Annotated in this window: 10 protein-coding genes; 5 read left to right on the top strand and 5 right to left on the bottom strand. The window is 41.4% G+C overall.

Going from position 1 to position 17,599, the window contains the following annotated elements:
• Positions 1 to 183 precede the first annotated feature (183 nt).
• Positions 184 to 6,918, top strand: coding sequence for a hypothetical protein (locus LC115_03910; GenBank protein MCZ2355831.1), 6,735 nt, complete (start codon positions 184 to 186; stop codon positions 6,916 to 6,918).
• Positions 6,919 to 7,047: 129 nt separating this feature from the next.
• Here the strand turns inward: LC115_03910 and LC115_03905 are convergent, their stop codons facing one another.
• Positions 7,048 to 8,241, bottom strand: a complete 1,194-nt coding sequence (locus tag LC115_03905; protein ID MCZ2355830.1) for a glycosyltransferase — start codon at positions 8,239 to 8,241, stop codon at positions 7,048 to 7,050.
• Between the two features lie 85 nt (positions 8,242 to 8,326).
• Here LC115_03905 and gmk point away from each other — a divergent pair, with 85 nt between their 5' ends.
• From gmk to hemL, 3 genes are read left to right on the top strand one after another with little or no spacing between them, the layout of a single operon-like run.
• A complete protein-coding gene (gmk, locus tag LC115_03900) occupies positions 8,327 to 8,908 on the top strand; it encodes a guanylate kinase (GenBank protein MCZ2355829.1) in 582 nt (193 codons plus the stop codon).
• A gap of 58 nt (positions 8,909 to 8,966) precedes the next feature.
• Positions 8,967 to 10,478: a hypothetical protein gene (locus tag LC115_03895; GenBank protein MCZ2355828.1), complete on the top strand. Its 1,512-nt coding sequence runs from the start codon at positions 8,967 to 8,969 to the stop codon at positions 10,476 to 10,478.
• Between the two features lie 9 nt (positions 10,479 to 10,487).
• Positions 10,488 to 11,786: a glutamate-1-semialdehyde 2,1-aminomutase gene (gene hemL, locus LC115_03890; GenBank protein MCZ2355827.1), complete on the top strand. Its 1,299-nt coding sequence runs from the start codon at positions 10,488 to 10,490 to the stop codon at positions 11,784 to 11,786.
• An 88-nt stretch (positions 11,787 to 11,874) separates the two neighbouring features.
• Here the strand turns inward: hemL and LC115_03885 are convergent, their stop codons facing one another.
• The 4 genes from LC115_03885 to LC115_03870 all read right to left on the bottom strand — a co-directional run bounded on the left by LC115_03885 (position 11,875) and on the right by LC115_03870 (position 16,863).
• Complete coding sequence (locus LC115_03885) at positions 11,875 to 12,477, bottom strand: SMI1/KNR4 family protein (GenBank protein ID MCZ2355826.1); 603 nt, start codon at positions 12,475 to 12,477, stop codon at positions 11,875 to 11,877.
• A 57-nt stretch (positions 12,478 to 12,534) separates the two neighbouring features.
• On the bottom strand, positions 12,535 to 14,931 hold the full coding sequence (locus tag LC115_03880) for an aldehyde dehydrogenase family protein (protein ID MCZ2355825.1): 2,397 nt from the start codon (positions 14,929 to 14,931) through the stop codon (positions 12,535 to 12,537).
• Between the two features lie 26 nt (positions 14,932 to 14,957).
• Positions 14,958 to 15,965, bottom strand: coding sequence for a deoxyribose-phosphate aldolase (deoC, locus tag LC115_03875; GenBank protein MCZ2355824.1), 1,008 nt, complete (start codon positions 15,963 to 15,965; stop codon positions 14,958 to 14,960).
• A gap of 163 nt (positions 15,966 to 16,128) precedes the next feature.
• The gene (locus tag LC115_03870; GenBank protein MCZ2355823.1) at positions 16,129 to 16,863 is read right to left on the bottom strand and encodes a thioredoxin fold domain-containing protein; all 735 of its coding nucleotides are present in this window, start codon (positions 16,861 to 16,863) and stop codon (positions 16,129 to 16,131) included.
• 230 nt (positions 16,864 to 17,093) lie between these two features.
• On the opposite strand from LC115_03870, the gene LC115_03865 reads away from it, so the two are divergent.
• Positions 17,094 to 17,597: a DUF2480 family protein gene (locus LC115_03865; GenBank protein MCZ2355822.1), complete on the top strand. Its 504-nt coding sequence runs from the start codon at positions 17,094 to 17,096 to the stop codon at positions 17,595 to 17,597.
• Positions 17,598 to 17,599 lie beyond the last annotated feature (2 nt).

Genomic DNA, 17,599 nt, shown 5'->3' with positions numbered 1-17,599 from the left:
TTTTTTTTCCAAACAATTCCGCGAATTTACAGCTTTTTCTCTGATGTGTTTTTTTTTATTGAAAACAGGTTAAATCTTTTTTTGAGGAAAAAAAATAGTTCTGATATTTTTTTTTAAAAAAACGTATTACGCAACATTTATTCGGGAAAATACGTAATATTGCGTTAGTATAATATTCATCCGATGAAATACAACTCTCCTTTACAGTATTTACAGATTGCTTTGCTGTCAATTTGTTTTGCTATACAAGTATCTGCGCAGGTAGGCATTGGCACACTCACCCCTGATGCCTCTGCTATGCTGGATATTCAGTCAGGCGATAAGGGTATTTTAGTGCCTCGAATGACCACTTCAGCCCGATCCGGAATAGCATCTCCGGCAACCGGCTTGCTGATATTCAACACAGATATAAATCAGTTTGAATATTTTGACGGTACTGTATGGATAAATATAAGTTCTGGTTCCGGAGATAATCTGGGCGACCATACAGCTACCCAAAATATAGCATTAAATAACAACTATCTAAGCGGGGACGGAGATAACGAGGGTGTATTTGTAAATGGAACTGGAAACGTAGGGATAGGCACTACTGCACCAAGCCAAACGTTTTCAGTAGCAGAAAAATTTCAAGTAAATGCTACCGGTAATGTCGTTAAAATAAACGACGTACCTACTAATTTTCCGGCTGCGCAAGGAACTGCTAATACTTATTTAAAAAATGATGGCTCCGGAAATCTCAGTTGGGCATCATCCGGCGGCAGTGGCTGGAATTTAACCGGCAATGCCGGCACGGATACTTCTATCAATTTTATAGGTACTACCGACCTAAGGAGTTTGAAGTTTAAGGTCAATAATATGCAAGCCGGGCGTATAGATACCGGTTCCGTATTTTTAGGTTACAGAGCCGGCTTGGTGAATACACCTAAATCCAATGTAGGTATCGGTAACGGGTCTCTAAAGAGTAATACCACAGGTTATGAAAATACGGCAACGGGCTTTCAAGCATTATACAGCAACACCACAGGCTACCAAAATATCGCCAATGGCTCTTATTCTCTGTATAGTAATGATTTAGGTAACTATAATACTGCAATTGGCCATAGTTCGTTATACAGTAATACTTCGGGGAGTTATAATGTAGCAAATGGTTGGACTTCATTAAACAGCAATACTACGGGCTACGAAAATACGGCAAGTGGTTTTACTTCACTATATTACAATAATACGGGTAGCAGCAATACGGCAAGTGGTTATGGGGCGCTTTACTATAATGTAGCAGGCGATAAGGCAACTGCCATAGGTAGTAGAGCCATGGCGAATGCCAATAATACGGCTACTCCATTCACCAATACGAATGTAGCAGTTGGGTTTGAGGCTCTACGAGGTCCGAACACTCCTGCTTTAAACACAGGTCTTGACAATACAGCCTTAGGCTATCAAACACTGTGGTTTACCTCATCAGGAAGTTCTAATACCGCTGTTGGGACAACTTCTCTTTATAATAACACTACTGGAAATTCCAACACATCCGTAGGGAATAATTCTCTTTTGGGTAATGTTACCGGAAATTACAATACCGCTTTGGGACGTAATGCCGATGTAGGTAACAATAACTTAACCAATGCTACGGCTATTGGGTCAAGAGCCTATGTAACAGCTAATAACAGCATGGTGCTGGGCAGCATAAACGGCCAAAACGGAGCTACGGCAAATACTAAGGTAGGCATAGGGACTACTGCACCTACTCAGCCGTTTTCTGTTGTAGAGAAATTTCAAGTAGATATTAATGGTAATATCGTTAAAATAAACAATGTGCCCACCAATTTTCCGGCTATACAAGGCGGTGCCAATACTTATTTAAAAAATGACGGCTCCGGAAATCTCAGTTGGGCACCATCCGGCGGCAATGGCTGGGATTTACTTGGTAACGCCGGCACAGATACTTCTATCAATTTTATAGGTACTACCGACCTAATGAGTTTGAAGTTTAAGGTCAATAATATGCAAGCCGGGCGCATAGATACCGGTTCCGTATTTTTAGGCTACAGAGCTGGTTTAGTGAATACCGATAAAACCAATGTAGGCATTGGTAACGGAGCTTTAAAGAGTAATACTACGGGTAATTATAACACGGCAAGCGGTTTTCTGTCGCTATACTACAACACCACGGGTAATTATAACACGGTAAGCGGTGCTTATTCGCTATACAAAAACACCACGGGGGATAGAAACACGGCAAGTGGTTATGGTTCGCTACGCAACAACACCACGGGTAATTATAACACGGTAAGCGGTGCTTATTCGCTATACAACAACACCACGGGCTATCAAAACACGGCAAGCGGTACTTATTCGCTATACAGCAACTCCACGGGTTATGCCAACACAGCAAGCGGTGCTAGTTCGTTACAAAGCAACACCACGGGTTATTACAACACGGTAAGCGGTTATTATTCGCTATTCAGCAGCACCACGGGCTCTCAAAACACGGCAAGCGGTTCTTATTCGCTATACAACACCACCACGGGCGGTAGTAACATGGCAAGCGGTTATAGTTCGCTATACAACAACACCACGGGAGATTATAACACGGCAAGCGGTATTAATTCGCTATACAACAACACCGAGGGTGGCAATAACACGGCAAGCGGTTCTAATTCGCTACAAAACAACACCACGGGAAATTATAACAGTGCATTAGGACACTCAGCCGATGTAGGCAGTAATAACTTAACTAATGCTACGGCTATTGGGGCAAGGGCGTATGTAACGGCTAATAACAGCTTAGTGCTGGGCAGCATAAACGGCCAAAACGGAGCAACGGCAAATACAAACGTAGGAATAGGCACTACTGCACCAAGCCAAACGTTTTCAGTAGCAGAAAAATTTCAAGTGAATGCAAGCGGTAATATTGTTAAAATAAACAATGTACCTACTAACTTTCCGGCAAACACAGGTAGTTTCGGTAATTTTTTAATGACTGACGGCTCCGGAAATTTATCATGGGAATATCTCTCTATACCTCCACCTCCCCTCCCACCAAACGCTTCTAATGGCTTAACCCTTGGATGGTCTGATTATGAATTAGGAGGCACACTTTCCCACGGTACTACAATAGAACAAAATTCCTATAGTTTTGGTATTGAAAATAGTGGCTCACCAGTTCTTAAACTTAATGCCGGAAAAGTAGGGATAGGCACAGCCTCCCCTACTCAGCCGTTTTCTGTTGTAGAGAAATTTCAAGTAGATATTAATGGTAATATCGTTAAAATAAACAATGTGCCCACCAATTTCCCGGCAAACACAGGTAGTTTCGGTAATTTTTTAATGACTGACGGCTCCGGAAATTTATCATGGGAATATCTCTCTATACCTCCACCTCCCCTCCCACCAAACGCTTCTAATGGCTTAACCCTTGGATGGTCTGATTATGAATTAGGAGGCACACTTTCCCACGGTACTACAATAGAACAAAATTCCTATAGTTTTGGTATTGAAAATAGTGGCTCACCAGTTCTTAAACTTAATGCCGGAAAAGTAGGGATAGGCACAGCCTCCCCTACTCAGCCGTTTTCTGTTGTAGAGAAATTTCAAGTAGATATTAATGGTAATATCGTTAAAATAAACAATGTGCCCACCAATTTTCCGGCTATACAAGGCGGTGCCAATACTTATTTAAAAAATGACGGCTCCGGAAATCTCAGTTGGGCACCATCCGGCGGCAATGGCTGGGATTTACTTGGTAACGCCGGCACAGATACTTCTATCAATTTTATAGGTACTACCGACCTAATGAGTTTGAAGTTTAAGGTCAATAATATGCAAGCCGGGCGCATAGATACCGGTTCCGTATTTTTAGGCTACAGAGCTGGTTTAGTGAATACAGCTATTACCAATGTAGGTATCGGCAACGGGTCTCTAATGAGTAACACCACGGGTAATTATAACACGGCAAGCGGCTCTTATTCACTATATAACAATACCACGGGCAGTATTAACACGGCAAGTGGTGTTAGTTCGCTATTCTACAACACCACGGGCTATCAAAACACGGCAAGCGGTTTTCAATCGCTGCTCAGCAACACCACGGGTAATAACAACATGGCAAGCGGTTATCTATCGCTATACAGCAACGTGGCGGGTAGTAACGCTACTGCCATTGGTAACGGAGCTATGCGCTATGCCAATAATACCGGCACGGCTTTTACTAATGCCAATGTAGCCTTGGGCTTTGAGGCTTTGCGCGGCTCTACCGATGCATCTAACAATACGGGCAATAACAACACTGCTTTAGGCTACCAAACCTTGTGGAGCAATACCACGGGTGGTAGTAACATCGCAAGCGGTGTCCAGTCGCTATATAACAACACCACGGGTAATAATAATACGGCAAGCGGTTCTGTTTCGCTATTCAAAAACACCACGGGTAATTATAATACGGCAAGCGGTTCTTATTCGCTATATAGCAACACCACGGGTGATGGTAATATGGCAATAGGTTATCAAACGCTGTGGAATAACACCACAGGTAATAATAATGCAGCAGGCGGCTCTTATTCGTTATACAACAACACCACAGGTAATAATAATACGGTAAGCGGTTATGGTTCGCTATTCGGCAACATTACGGGCAGCAGCAATACGGCAAATGGTTACGGTGCGCTTTACTATAATGTAGCGGGTAGTAACGCTACTGCCATTGGTAACGGAGCTATGTATTATGCTAATAATACCGGCAGCTCCTTTACCAACTACAATGTAGCCTTGGGCTTTGAGGCTTTGCGCGGTTCTACCGATGCATCTGCCAATACGGGCAATAACAACACCGCCTTAGGCTACCAAACCTTGTGGAGCAACACCACGGGTAATTATAACACGGCAAGCGGTTCTCAATCGCTATACAGCAACACCACGGGGACTGGTAACATGGCAAGCGGCTCTCAATCGCTATACAGCAACACCACGGGGGGGGCTAACACGGCAAGCGGTTCTTCTTCGCTATACAGCAACACCACGGGGAGTGGCAACACGGCAAGCGGTTATCAATCGCTACAAAGCAACAACACGGGGAGTTATAACATGGCAAGCGGTTCTTATTCGCTATTCAAAAACACCACGGGGGGTGGCAACACGGCAAGCGGTTATTCTTCGCTAAACAATAACACCACGGGGGGTAGTAACACGGCAAGCGGTTATTATTCGCTAAGCAGCAACATCACGGGGTATTATAACACGGCAAGCGGTTCTCAGTCGCTATACAGCAACATCACGGGTGGTAGTAACACGGCAAGCGGAAACTATTCGTTATACCATAATACAGGCGGTAATTTTAACACGGCGTTTGGAGATAGTGCCTTGCTTACCAACACCACCGGCAGTAATAACAGCGCGTTAGGGTATTTTGCTAATGCAGGCAGTAATAACTTAACCAATGCTACGGCTATTGGGTCAAGAGCCTATGTAACAGCCAATAACAGCATGGTGCTGGGCAGCATAAACGGCCAAAACGGAGCAACAGCAAATACTAACGTGGGGATAGGTACTACGGCACCTACTCAGCCGTTTTCTGTCGTAGAGAAATTTCAAGTAGATATTAATGGTAATATTGTTAAAATAAACAATGTGCCCACCAATTTTCCGGGTGTGCAAGGTGCTGCTAATACCTATTTAAAAAATGATGGTAGTGGAGGGTTAACGTGGGCATTTTTACCACCCGGAGAATCCACCACAGCCAGCAACGGATTAACGCTATCCGGCTTTGATGTGCGCTTAGGAGGCAACCTAACAACAAATACAACACTAACCCAAGGTTCTAATAGCTTGACTTTTGAAAACAGCGGTGGCAGCAACACTATTTTTAACTTATCTTCTACCGGAGATTTTGAGGTGCGGGATAACGGCGCAACAGCCTTTATAGTTAATGATGCCGGATCGGTAGGAATTGGCACGGCCGCACCGGCTATTCCTCTTCAGATAGAAAGAACCGGGACCTACTCTGAAGGTGCTTTTTATACCAATACCAATGTAGCTACTCCAACAATATCAGCTTACTCTGCTCTATCATTGGGCACTAAGGGAAGTACAGTTACTCCTGGTGGGCAAGTTTTGGGGGCACTTGTCTTCAGAGGGCACAACGGAACTTCTTGGGAATATAATCAAAGCCAAATTCGCAGTGATGCTGAAGCAACTTTTTCTGCTACCATTCGCCCTTCGAACCTGGTGTTCTCCACCGTAGGAACATATGCAAGTGCTACTTCCTTAGAGCGTATGCGTATCACAGCAGACGGAATTGTGGGAATTGGTACAGCAAGTCCACCAAATGCTTATGCCTTGTCGGTACATAAAACAGGGGCTGTCAGCTCTTATTTAGGCATTACCAACCCGGGTACAGGTGCAAGTCAAGAAACAGCACTGCATCTTACAACTTTAAATGATGCTAATGGCTCTACAGCATTAGGCTATGCAGGAACAAAAGGCTGGGCTATGGGTGCTCGCTCTAATGCTTGGGGTACCGTTGGCGAACAAAATGATTTTTATATCTCTAGATATGATGGAAGTGCTTGGAAGCAGATGTTTAATATAGATATGATTAACGGCAATGTAGGTATAGGTACCACTAGCCCAACCTCAAGCCTCCATACAGTTGGTAGTATCGCTAAAAGCATCGTTGTCAGTGGTGGTGCTATTACCTTAGATGCCACACATTATACGGTAATACGTACCGCTGCTGGTGCAATTACCTTGCCGGCAGCAGCATCATGCCCGGGACGTATATACGTGCTTGTAAACAGAACAGTCGCAGCAATAAACACTTCCATCGCATACAATCCTTTTGCCGGTGCTGCTACTACTAATATAGCTGCTAATTCTGCTGTTACTTTACAAAGCGATGGAGCTGCATGGAATCGAATACAATAATGAATAAAAACCAACCCAAAGGCTCTATTAAATAGTCATTTAGCAACTATATTTCACAAATAGAAGGAGGTAAGATACATTACGTAATGTATCTTACTTCTATTTGCGAGCCGGTTCATTGGATTTTTTCTATGAACCGGCTTTTTTAAATAGCTGTTCATAGCAGCTACGCATATTCTGAACCAATGTTTGGTAGGAGAATCGCTCCATAACATATTTTCTGCCCTCATTTCCCATTTGGATACGTTGGTCAGGGTTTTTTATTAACTGAAGTAGGGCGTTTGCCATAGCATTGGCATCCCTTGAGGGTGTAACAAAGGCTGTTTGGTTTGGTATCACAATATCTGCAACACCTCCTACACGAGTAGTTACGATTGGCTTTGCGGCAGCCTGAGCTTCTATTAGGCTTACGGGAGTGCCTTCATTTAGGGATGATAAAACGATAATATCCAGTCCGGCGGTAGCTATGTCAATGTCCCGTATCCAAGAAGTAAAGGTGAGTTCAGCAGGTTGTTGCTGGGAGCCTAAGGTAAAACCCAAGTGCTTTGCTTGTGCTTCCACTGCATCTTTATCCGTTCCATCTCCAATAATAAAGAAGCGTAGTTTTATATTGGGTGGGCATAATTGCTTTAGCGTGGCACAAGCCGATAAAAACAAAGGATGATTTTTGATTGGAACAATCCGTCCTATTATCCCAATAGCTATTTCATTATTAGAAATGCTCCATTGCTGACGAAAAGATTTTCGTTTAAACTCTTGGTTATCTGTGAATTTTGATAGGTCAAAGCCATTGTGAACAACATGGATTTTATCCGAATCTGCCACATGATACACGTCAGCCAGTTCTTTTTTTTGAGATTCACTAATAGCGATAATTCCGGTACTTTTGGTAGCTAACCAACGTTCAATAAACAGGAAAAATTTTGTTATGATTGGATGAAAATAGGAGTGAAAATAATGCCCGTGATATGTGTGGATAATTACCGGTACTTTTTCATGATAGGCGGCTAAACGGCCTACTAAGCCCGGTTTAGTAGCGTGGGTATGCACTATATCCGGTTTGAACTCCTTAATTATCTGCCGGATTTCACGATAAGCCAGAAAGTCGTTGAAAGGATTAGGGGTTCGTTCCAGAGAACGAATAAAACGGGGTTCTACTCCATTTTCGGCAGCTACAAAAGAAGAACTTGCCTCACCGGCAAAAATCTGCCCGGATAACAAACACGTTTCATATTCAGGGGCTAAGTATTTGGTTAAAAAAACAGCATTGTAGGTAGGGCCACCAATATTTAAGCGGTTAATAATCCGAAGTATGCGAGGCATTAGTATCTAATGAGCACGCAAATTCCGAAATATTACCGTTTTAAAATCATTATCAAGCATAACTTTTTTCAACTTTGTAGGCTCAATGAAACAAGTTCCTAAGCAAAGCGGTAAAATAATCATATTTTCGGCTCCCAGCGGGGCAGGAAAATCCACCATTGTCTTTGAAGTTCTGAAAAGAATAGAAAGGTTAGAGTTTTCTGTTTCGGCAACTACACGCCCAAAGCGTAATTATGAAATCAACGGCCGCGATTATTATTTTATCTCAATTGAAAAATTTCGTTATTATATTGAAAAAGATAAATTTTTAGAATGGCAAGAAGTTTATCCAGATAGATTTTATGGTACATTTCGTTCAGAAGTAGATCGTATTGTTACACACGGCAATTCAGCCGTATTTGATGTGGACGTGCAAGGCGGTATTAATTTGAAAAAAATATTTCAAGAGCAAGCACGTTCTTTTTTCATTCAGCCGCCTTCTCTGGAAGTCTTACGCCAGCGACTTGAAAAACGGAACACAGAAACACCCGAAGAACTCGACCGCAGAATCAAAAAAGCTGCCCATGAGCTTACATTCGCCCCTTACTTTGATGAAATTATCCTAAATGACGACTTAGGGCAAGCTATTCAGGAAATCGTAACCAAAATCAACCTATTTATCCCCTAAAACTTATAGCCATTCGATTTGTCAATAAAGAGAATACATTAATTTTGCCAACACTATTTTGAAGAAAACCTTGGTTAGGCAAATTGCCGTAATTTGCTTTTTCTTTTATTTTGGAAATCATTGGTTAAGTAGCTGCGCCCAAGAAAGCAGTTCTGTTGAAGTATTGAATACCAATGAATTAATATTTGAAAAAATAGGAAACTCAACAATCCGCAAAATGATTGGTAATGTCATTTTAAAGCAAGATTCTACGCTGCTCTACTGCGATAGTGCTTATCATAACACAGATTCTAAGATAATCAACGCCTTTGGGCACGTCAAGATAGAAGTTCCCGGTCAAGTAGCCATTACCTGCAAACAGCTTACTTATCTTGTAGCGGAAAGGCGTGCCGATATGCACAACGATGTTTCGCTTACAGATGGCCAAACAACCTTAAAAACAGAACATTTAATTTACTTACGGGGTTCTCAGACAGCGTTTTACACAACCGGAGGAACTCTCACTAATTCTGACGGGCTGATGAAAAGCCAGTTTGGAAATTACAATACCGCCACCAAAATCGCAACTTTTGCCCGAAAGGTTGAACTGAATAACCCGGATATGCGCCTGATAAGTGATTCTCTTGTGTATGAAACAACTCCGCAAACAATCTTATTCGTTAGCCCAACAACTATAAAAAACTCTGAAAATCAAGAAATTAAAACAAATAAAGGCAGATATTTCCGCAAAGATAAAAAGCTCTGGCTCTACCAGCGTTCTACGGTAAGTAATGAAGATTATATCCTTACCGGAGATACTTTGTTTTTTGATGATAGCTTAGGAACTGGTTTTGGCCGCTGCAATGTAGTATCTTGGAAAAAAGACTCAAGTGGTTATATCGCAGGAGATAAGTTAGTGTTTAAGAAACAGAATAAACAAGCACTTTATACAGAAAATCCTTGGATGTGGATGCAAATGGAAAGCGACACTATGATGCTCGTTTCAGATACCCTTGAAGTCTGGAATGATTCCCTTAATCACAAAGAATACATTCACGGTTGGCCGCATTGCCAGTTTGTAATGACCGATTTACAAGGAAAATCCGATTCGATTAGCTACATGACTAAGGATTCGTTGCTCCGTTTATACCACAAACCCGTTATCTGGTCTGCCGAAAACCAGCTTACCGGAGATACTATTTCCATCTGGGTGAAAAACAAACAGCCGGATTCCTTATTCGTTTCTGAAAATACGTTCCTTATTTCGCAAGTAGATTCCATTGGTTTTAACCAAATCAAAAGTAGATGGTTGCACGGAAAATTTATCAATAACCAAATTGTTTGGTTGCGGTTCATTGGAAATGCAGAAAGTATTTATTTTTCAAGGGATAAAAATGAGGTTTTGGGCATGAACCAGTCTAAGAGTGCCGGAATTTTTATCACCTTAGTTAATAACAAGCCCAGCCGAATTCAGTTTTACAAAAAGCCTGAAGCAATATTTTATCCTTATTTTGAAGTAATTGACAAGCTAAACCGGTTAGATGGATTTAGTTGGCGGCTTAAAGAACGCCCAACACGCTGGTTTCCATAATTTTATCTTATGAAAAAATCTATTCACAGAAGCATTGAGCTATTTAATGAAGCTCAGAAATACATACCGGGCGGAGTAAACTCTCCGGTACGTGCCTTTGGCAGTGTCGGAGGCACACCTGTTTTTATCCAAAGAGCACAAGGACCGTGGCTCTATGACACAGATGATAACCGGTATTTAGACTTATTGAGTTCTTGGGGGCCGATGATACTTGGGCATCGGCATCCAGCTGTGGAGCAAGCTATTATTGCAGCTACCAGCAAAGGTTTTTCGTATGGAACTCCCACAGAAATGGAGGTAGAAATGGCAAAACTTATTTGTCGCTTAGTACCTTCTATAGAGAAAGTCAGGCTCGTAAACTCCGGCACAGAAGCTACCTTATCCGCGATACGCTTAGCACGCGGCTATACCAACCGTTCTAAAATAATCAAATTTGAAGGCTGCTATCACGGACACGGCGATAGTTTTTTAATAGCTGCCGGAAGCGGCGCACTCACTTTTGGCGTGCCGGATAGCAGCGGAATCACCAAAGGAATAGCAGAAGACACCCTCACAGCTCCCTATAACGACCTAAACTTTGTAGAAACACTGGTAGAAGCTAATAAAAACCAAATTGCGGCGATTATCTTAGAGCCGGTAGTCGGTAACATGGGTTTAGTGCTTCCTGAACAAGGATTTTTATCAGGACTTAGAAAAATCTGCAATGCAGAAAATATACTTCTAATCTTTGACGAAGTAATGACCGGTTTCCGGCTTGCATTAGGAGGGGCGCAAGAACGGTTCGAAATCATTCCAGATTTAACGACATTAGGAAAAATTATCGGTGGAGGCCTGCCCGTAGGTGCTTATGGCGGTAAAGCAGAAATCATGAACTGTGTAGCTCCGGTAGGAACTGTTTATCAAGCCGGAACCTTATCCGGAAATCCCATAGCCGTAGCAGCCGGATACGCAACGCTCTCTGAATTGCTAAACCACCCAGAACACTACCAAACCCTTGAAAAATTAGGAAAATCAACAGAAGAAGGTATCCAAAAAATCCTCCAGAAAAATGGCAGTTTATTGACTTTTAATAGAATAGGTTCTATGTTTACCTTGTTTTTTACACAAAAACCAGTAAGAAATTTAACGGAAGCAAAACTTGCCGATACCAAGCAATATGCCGCTTTCTTTCATCACCTGCTAAACTTTGGCATACACCCTGCAGCAAGCCAGTTTGAAGCAATGTTTTTAAACCTTTCAATGACCAACGCAGAAATAGAATTTTTATTAACCGGAATTGAATCGTTTTTTCAAAATACAAAAAACTGATAAACGATAATTTCGATACAGAAAGAGTTCTGTTTTTAACCCTAAGATTAATTCGTTTTTACAACTGATATTAGATTCGTTTTGTCTATTACAAGATTTCTGATAGTTTAAAGTCAGGAAATAACTTAGGCATACTTTTCTTAAAGTGTTTGGGAGATGTTGTGTGCATTTTTTGATATTTATCTGCAACAGCAGTCTGCCAGTACCAAAAACCACGTGTTTTTAAGAGTGCATGGAGATATTTCCCAAAATCCATCTTTAAGGGATACATTTCTTCGCCACAATAGTGGTAATAAACTTCCGGGTTATCTGAATCATCAAGATATAAAGCGGCGCAAGCTTCATTAACAAAAAAATCTAACGGATGTAATGGCTTAAACTCGTCATCATCATCAAAGTAGATGTTATCTTCCCAATCACTAAATACATCTTGAACGGCAAGTAACTCAATGTTTCCACAAATAGGCTCTTCTTCGTCTTCTTGTGTGTCTTTTAGCTTCCAGCGTAGCGTTAGACCATTAGCTTGCTTGTAGAAATCAAGCATATCGCTCGTGAGTTTGAATTTTTTACTGGCTGATTTTATCTCCTTTTCTGTTGCAGGGGGGTTAATCACAAACTCAGTAATCTCAATCTGTGGATGAACCCTAAGCTCATCCACCATCTGTTTGAATTTTTCTAAATAATTTTTCATTTTTAGTGGGGTATTAAGTTACAATCAGCAGAGAATATTGGGCTACTACGGCTCTTGTTACGCACCATAAGGAATCCAGATGTTTTTTATCTGTGTAGCTTGCCGTAAAAAGTCAGAGCCTTCGCCTTGTGCTTTATCGAACCAGTTACGGTATTTTCCGTAATTTACCCACGTTCTTTTTAAGTTATCGGTAGAAAGTATTTCTACATCCTTGCTGCCGTTTAAGCTGCCAAAATACCAGATTCCGTCAACATCATCGTGCTTAGCTAATTCCGTAGTTAGTTCGTTATGAAAGCCGGTAATAATATTAATTGTTCCTGCAGGAACATCAGAAGTTTCTATGATTTGGTAAAAGTCTGTTGCTAACAGCGGATAACGCTCAGAAGGTACAACTACGATAGTATTTCCCATTGTGATAGCCGGAATAATGGTAGAAATAAAGCCTAAAAAAGAGGATTCTTCGGGACAAATAACAGCTATTACGCCAATACTTTCCGGCATAGCTAAGGTTACATTTCGCATAACAGTATGGTGAACGTGTCCGTCATATTTATCTGCCCAAGCGGCATAAGTATAAATACGTTCGATTGCCGTTTCTACCTCTTGTTTACAACTTGTAAGGGATTGATTGGTTTGCTGATGAATACGGTTTACGAGTTCTTCGGCACGAATAGCGAGGTTTTCTGCCATATAATAAAGCACTTGCGCGCGTGCGTGCCCGGTCATAGTTGGCCACGTTTGGCAAGCGTGTGCCGCCTCTACTGCGTTACGAATGTCTTTTCGGTTACCTCTGGCAACTTCCCCCACATGATTTCCAAAGCTATCGTTGATAACGATGCTATTGCCTCCGTCCGGGCGAGCTTGCTTACCTCCAATAAACAATTTGGGGGTTCTGTCAATTTTGGGAATACTGATTCCATTGCCATTCAAGGAAACTTTTGCCGGAGGCTCGGTTGTAACTGCCGGCGGTGTTTCTGAAAATAGCTTTTCTACCTTCGGTTTGATGTATTCAAATAAACCTTCTTTGCCGCCTTCTCGCCCAAAACCGGATTCCCGATACCCTCCAAATCCTGATGCAGCATCGAATACATTGGTACAATTAATCCATACCGAACCGGCTTTTAGCTGAGGGGCAATATCTAATGCTAAGTTGATGTTTTCTGTCCAGATGCTTGCGGCCAAGCCGTATCGAGTATTGTTGGCTAACTTGACAGCTTCTGGGTGAGAACGAAAACTCATAGCTACCAATACCGGCCCAAAGATTTCTTCTTGGGCTATTGTAGCTGATGGAGATACATTTGTAAATAAAGTTGGCGGATAAAAATAACCTTCTTGTGGGCATGACCACGAAGGTTGCCAAATGCTATTTCCCTCTTTAATACCTTGTTGTACCAAGTCATCAATTGTTTTTACTTGCACAGGAGCTACGATTGCGCCTATGTCAATACATTTATCTAAGGAGTTTCCGACCCGTAGTTTTTCCATACGGTTTTTTATTTTTTGGTATAGTTTTTCGGCGATGCTTTCTTGTGCTAATAACCGTGATCCGGCGCAGCAAACTTGTCCTTGATTAAACCAAATAGCATCCACAATACCTTCTACAACGCTGTCTAAATCAGCGTCTTCAAATACAATGAAAGGAGATTTTCCGCCCAGTTCTAAGGATATTTTTTTTCCTGTTCCGGCGGTTGCGCGTCTGATAATTTTACCGACTTCGGTTGAGCCGGTAAAAGCTATTTTTTTAACATCCGGATGATTGACGATAGCCGCTCCGGTAGCGCCATGCCCGGTAACGATATTTACGACTCCGGGAGGCAGCCCTATTTGTTTACAAATATCGGCAAATAGCAATGCAGTGAGTGATGTAAATTCGGCGGGTTTAAGCACAACTGTATTCCCCATGGCTAATGCCGGAGCTATTTTCCAAGAAAGCATCAGTAACGGAAAATTCCAAGGTATTATTTGGCCAACTACTCCAATTGCCTGATAATTTGATAGTTCTGTATCTTGCAGTTGTGCCCATCCGGCGTGGTGATAAAAGTGGCGTGCAACAAGCGGAATATCTATATCTCGGGATTCCCGAATGGGTTTGCCGTTATCCAGAGATTCTAAGACTGAAAAGAGCCGAGAATGTTTTTGGATTTGTCTGGCGAGGGCATACAGATAGCGGGCGCGTCCGTGCCCGCCTAATTTTTCCCATTCCGGAAAAGCTTTTTTAGCGGCTTGTACTGCTAAATCTACGTCCTGTTCATTTCCTTCGGAAATTTGAGCAAGTACCTCTTTGGAAGACGGGCTAACTGTCTCAAAATATTCCCCTGAAGTAGGTTCTACCCAGTTACCGTTGATAAACAAAGAAAAGCGTCTTTGATGAGAATCTAAAAAGTTGTAAGTATCTTTGGGGCTTTCCGGAGCAGGGCCGTAGCTCATAGTTTTAAAAATTTCCTTTATATTCATGGTTGATTTGATTTTAGAGCCAGAATTTATGCCATTGGGTGTCTATAAAAAGCTGAGTATCTGCCTGTTACAAAATGTTCTAATTGTCTTTCTATATCAGCCAGCAGGCTTGATGCTCCAAAGCGGAAGAGTTCAGGAGTAAGCCATTCGTCTCCGAGTTCTTCTTTTATCAGAGCGAGCCAAGCGAGGGCATCTTTGGCTTTGGCAATTCCGCCTGCGGGTTTGAATCCGACTTTGTAGCCGGTTAGTTCAAAGTAGGTTCTGATAGTCCGAATCATCACTAAACTAACTGGTAATGTGGCGTTTACGCTTTCTTTTCCGGTGCTGGTTTTGATGAAGTCTGCGCCGGCCATCATGCAAACTAATCCGGCTTTGGCTACTTTGGTATAGGTTGGGATTTCTCCGGTGGCTAATATTGCTTTTAGGTGAGCATCTCCGCAGGCTTTGCGGCAGGCCGCTACCTCTTCATACAGTTTTTTCCAGTCAGATTGCAGCACTAATGCGCGACTGATAACGATGTCTATTTCGCGAGCTCCGGCAGCTACCGATTGTTCTATTTCTGTTATCTTTTCAGATAGAGATATTTGCCCTGCGGGAAAACCCGTGGAAACAGCAGCTATCGGAATAGTTGAACCTTGTAATGTCTTTAAAGCATACGGAATTAAATTGTGATATACACAAACAGCAGCTACTTGGATGTTTTCTTCATCCATAGCCAATGCTTTTAAGAGGTCATGGCGAACAGGGTATCGTGCTTTATTGCAAAGCCTTGAAACATTTCCGGGAGTATCGTCTCCGGCTAAAGTAGTTAGGTCTATGCAAGTTATGGCTTTTAACAGCCAAGCTGCCTGCCATTCTTTTTTGATAGATCTGCGCGTTGGTAAGCTGGCTGCCCGCCGTTCTACGGCACTCTTATTTACGTTTAGACCTTCAAAAACCAACGAATCAAAGGGGATGCCGGCATTCCTTACTAACGGCTCTTTTTCAATTAAAGCCGGTTTAATATCTTTTATTTTTGTTTTTGTTTCAGCCATAAAAAAAGTTTATTATAAGTAACCTCAAATATTGATACAAATTTACAACATAATTCAATCTTAGCTGTGTAGCATCCCATTTCAGGATGGCAAAAATTTTTAAGGTACGCTATCAAGTTAATAGCGTACCTTAAAAAGTAGTTTTTTTATGAGAATAATTTTCTTATAAATTACTTTCGATTTGTTGTGTTAAGGTTTCTTCGGCAATGATTCCGGTGTGTTTCCAAACGGCTTTTCCTTTTTTAAATAAGATAAAAACAGGGACTCCCTGAACCTGATATTGCTTGGCAATTTCTTTACTTTTATCTACGTCTATTCTTTGAACGACGGCTTTTCCTTGATATTGTTTTTCGATTTTATCTACTACGGGTGCCATTTTTTTGCATGGAGAGCACCAAAGTGTGTGGAAGTCAATCAATACTGGTTTGTCTGTATTTAAAATTGTGTTAAATTCGGCTAAGGTCATCTGCTTGATATTTTCATCTTTAGCATTGGCAGATTTAGTTACTTGAAAACCTTCTCCTACCCATGCGTTAATTCCGCCGGATAGGTTATAAACTTTTTTGAATCCGTTTTGATTTAAGATTTCGGCTGCTTGAGCACTTCTGCCACCAACTTTGCAGTAAACATAGATTTCTTTTTCTTTATTCATCAAGTTGATTTTTTCTACAAAGTCGCTGTCATAAAAGTTTATGGTGCTGGCATTTGGGATTTGCCCGGCTGCAACTTCTTCGGGAGTTCTTACGTCTAAGGTAATTCCATCACCGGCATCAACCAATGTTTTGAATTCTTTGGCATTTACATTTTTTATGAATCCATCTCTTTGTTGAGCTGTGCCGTTACTGCAACGTACAAAAAATAAAGAGCAAAACAGCAACGAAAAAAAACGTTTAATCATTTATCTAAATAGGTTAATTTGTGTATTTCGGAATCAAAACAGTCTTTTTTTGTGAAAAGTTTCTTTTTAGTTTATAAATATTTAAAAATCAGCCCCTCTTCTTTTCGTTATTGAAAAATCACATAGTTCTAAGCCAAGCGGGAGTTTTACTATCTTTGCCCACCAATCAAGTAAGTTTTGGAAACTTTTTTGTTCTCTTTTTAATTTATTGGAGATAATCTAAGTTTTTTATGGAAACCGAGTTAATCAATAGAGTAGCTAATTCCCAGTTAATTACAATTAATCTGGAAGATTTTCTTTCCAATCTTCCGGTAGTAGTTTTTGATATTAAAGATCAATTGTATATGGGACTTATGTTGAAAGAAGGAGATTTTAGGAGCTTTTTAAAAGCACATGACTGGCAACAGTATGCTGATAAGGCCGTTACGATTACCTGTACTACAGATGCTATTGTTCCTACTTGGGCGTATATGCTTGTAGCAACGTATTTAAGTCCGGTTGCGAAGTTTATTTACTTTGGCACAGAGGCGGATTTAGAGCAACAAATGCTGAAACATAATCTTGACACCTTAGACATTGAGCAATATAGAGATCAAAAAGTGGTAATTAAAGGCTGTTTTAATAAATCAGTTCCGGTTTGGGCGTATGTTGAGCTTACTAAGCGACTTACAGGCGTTGCACAAAAAATCATGTATGGTGAACCCTGTTCTACAGTACCTCTCTATAAGCGTTAAAG

The organism is Bacteroidia bacterium (assembly GCA_026932145.1).
Lineage (GTDB): Bacteria > Bacteroidota > Bacteroidia > J057 > JAIXKT01 > JAIXKT01.
This window is presented reverse-complemented; position numbering and strand designations above follow the sequence as displayed.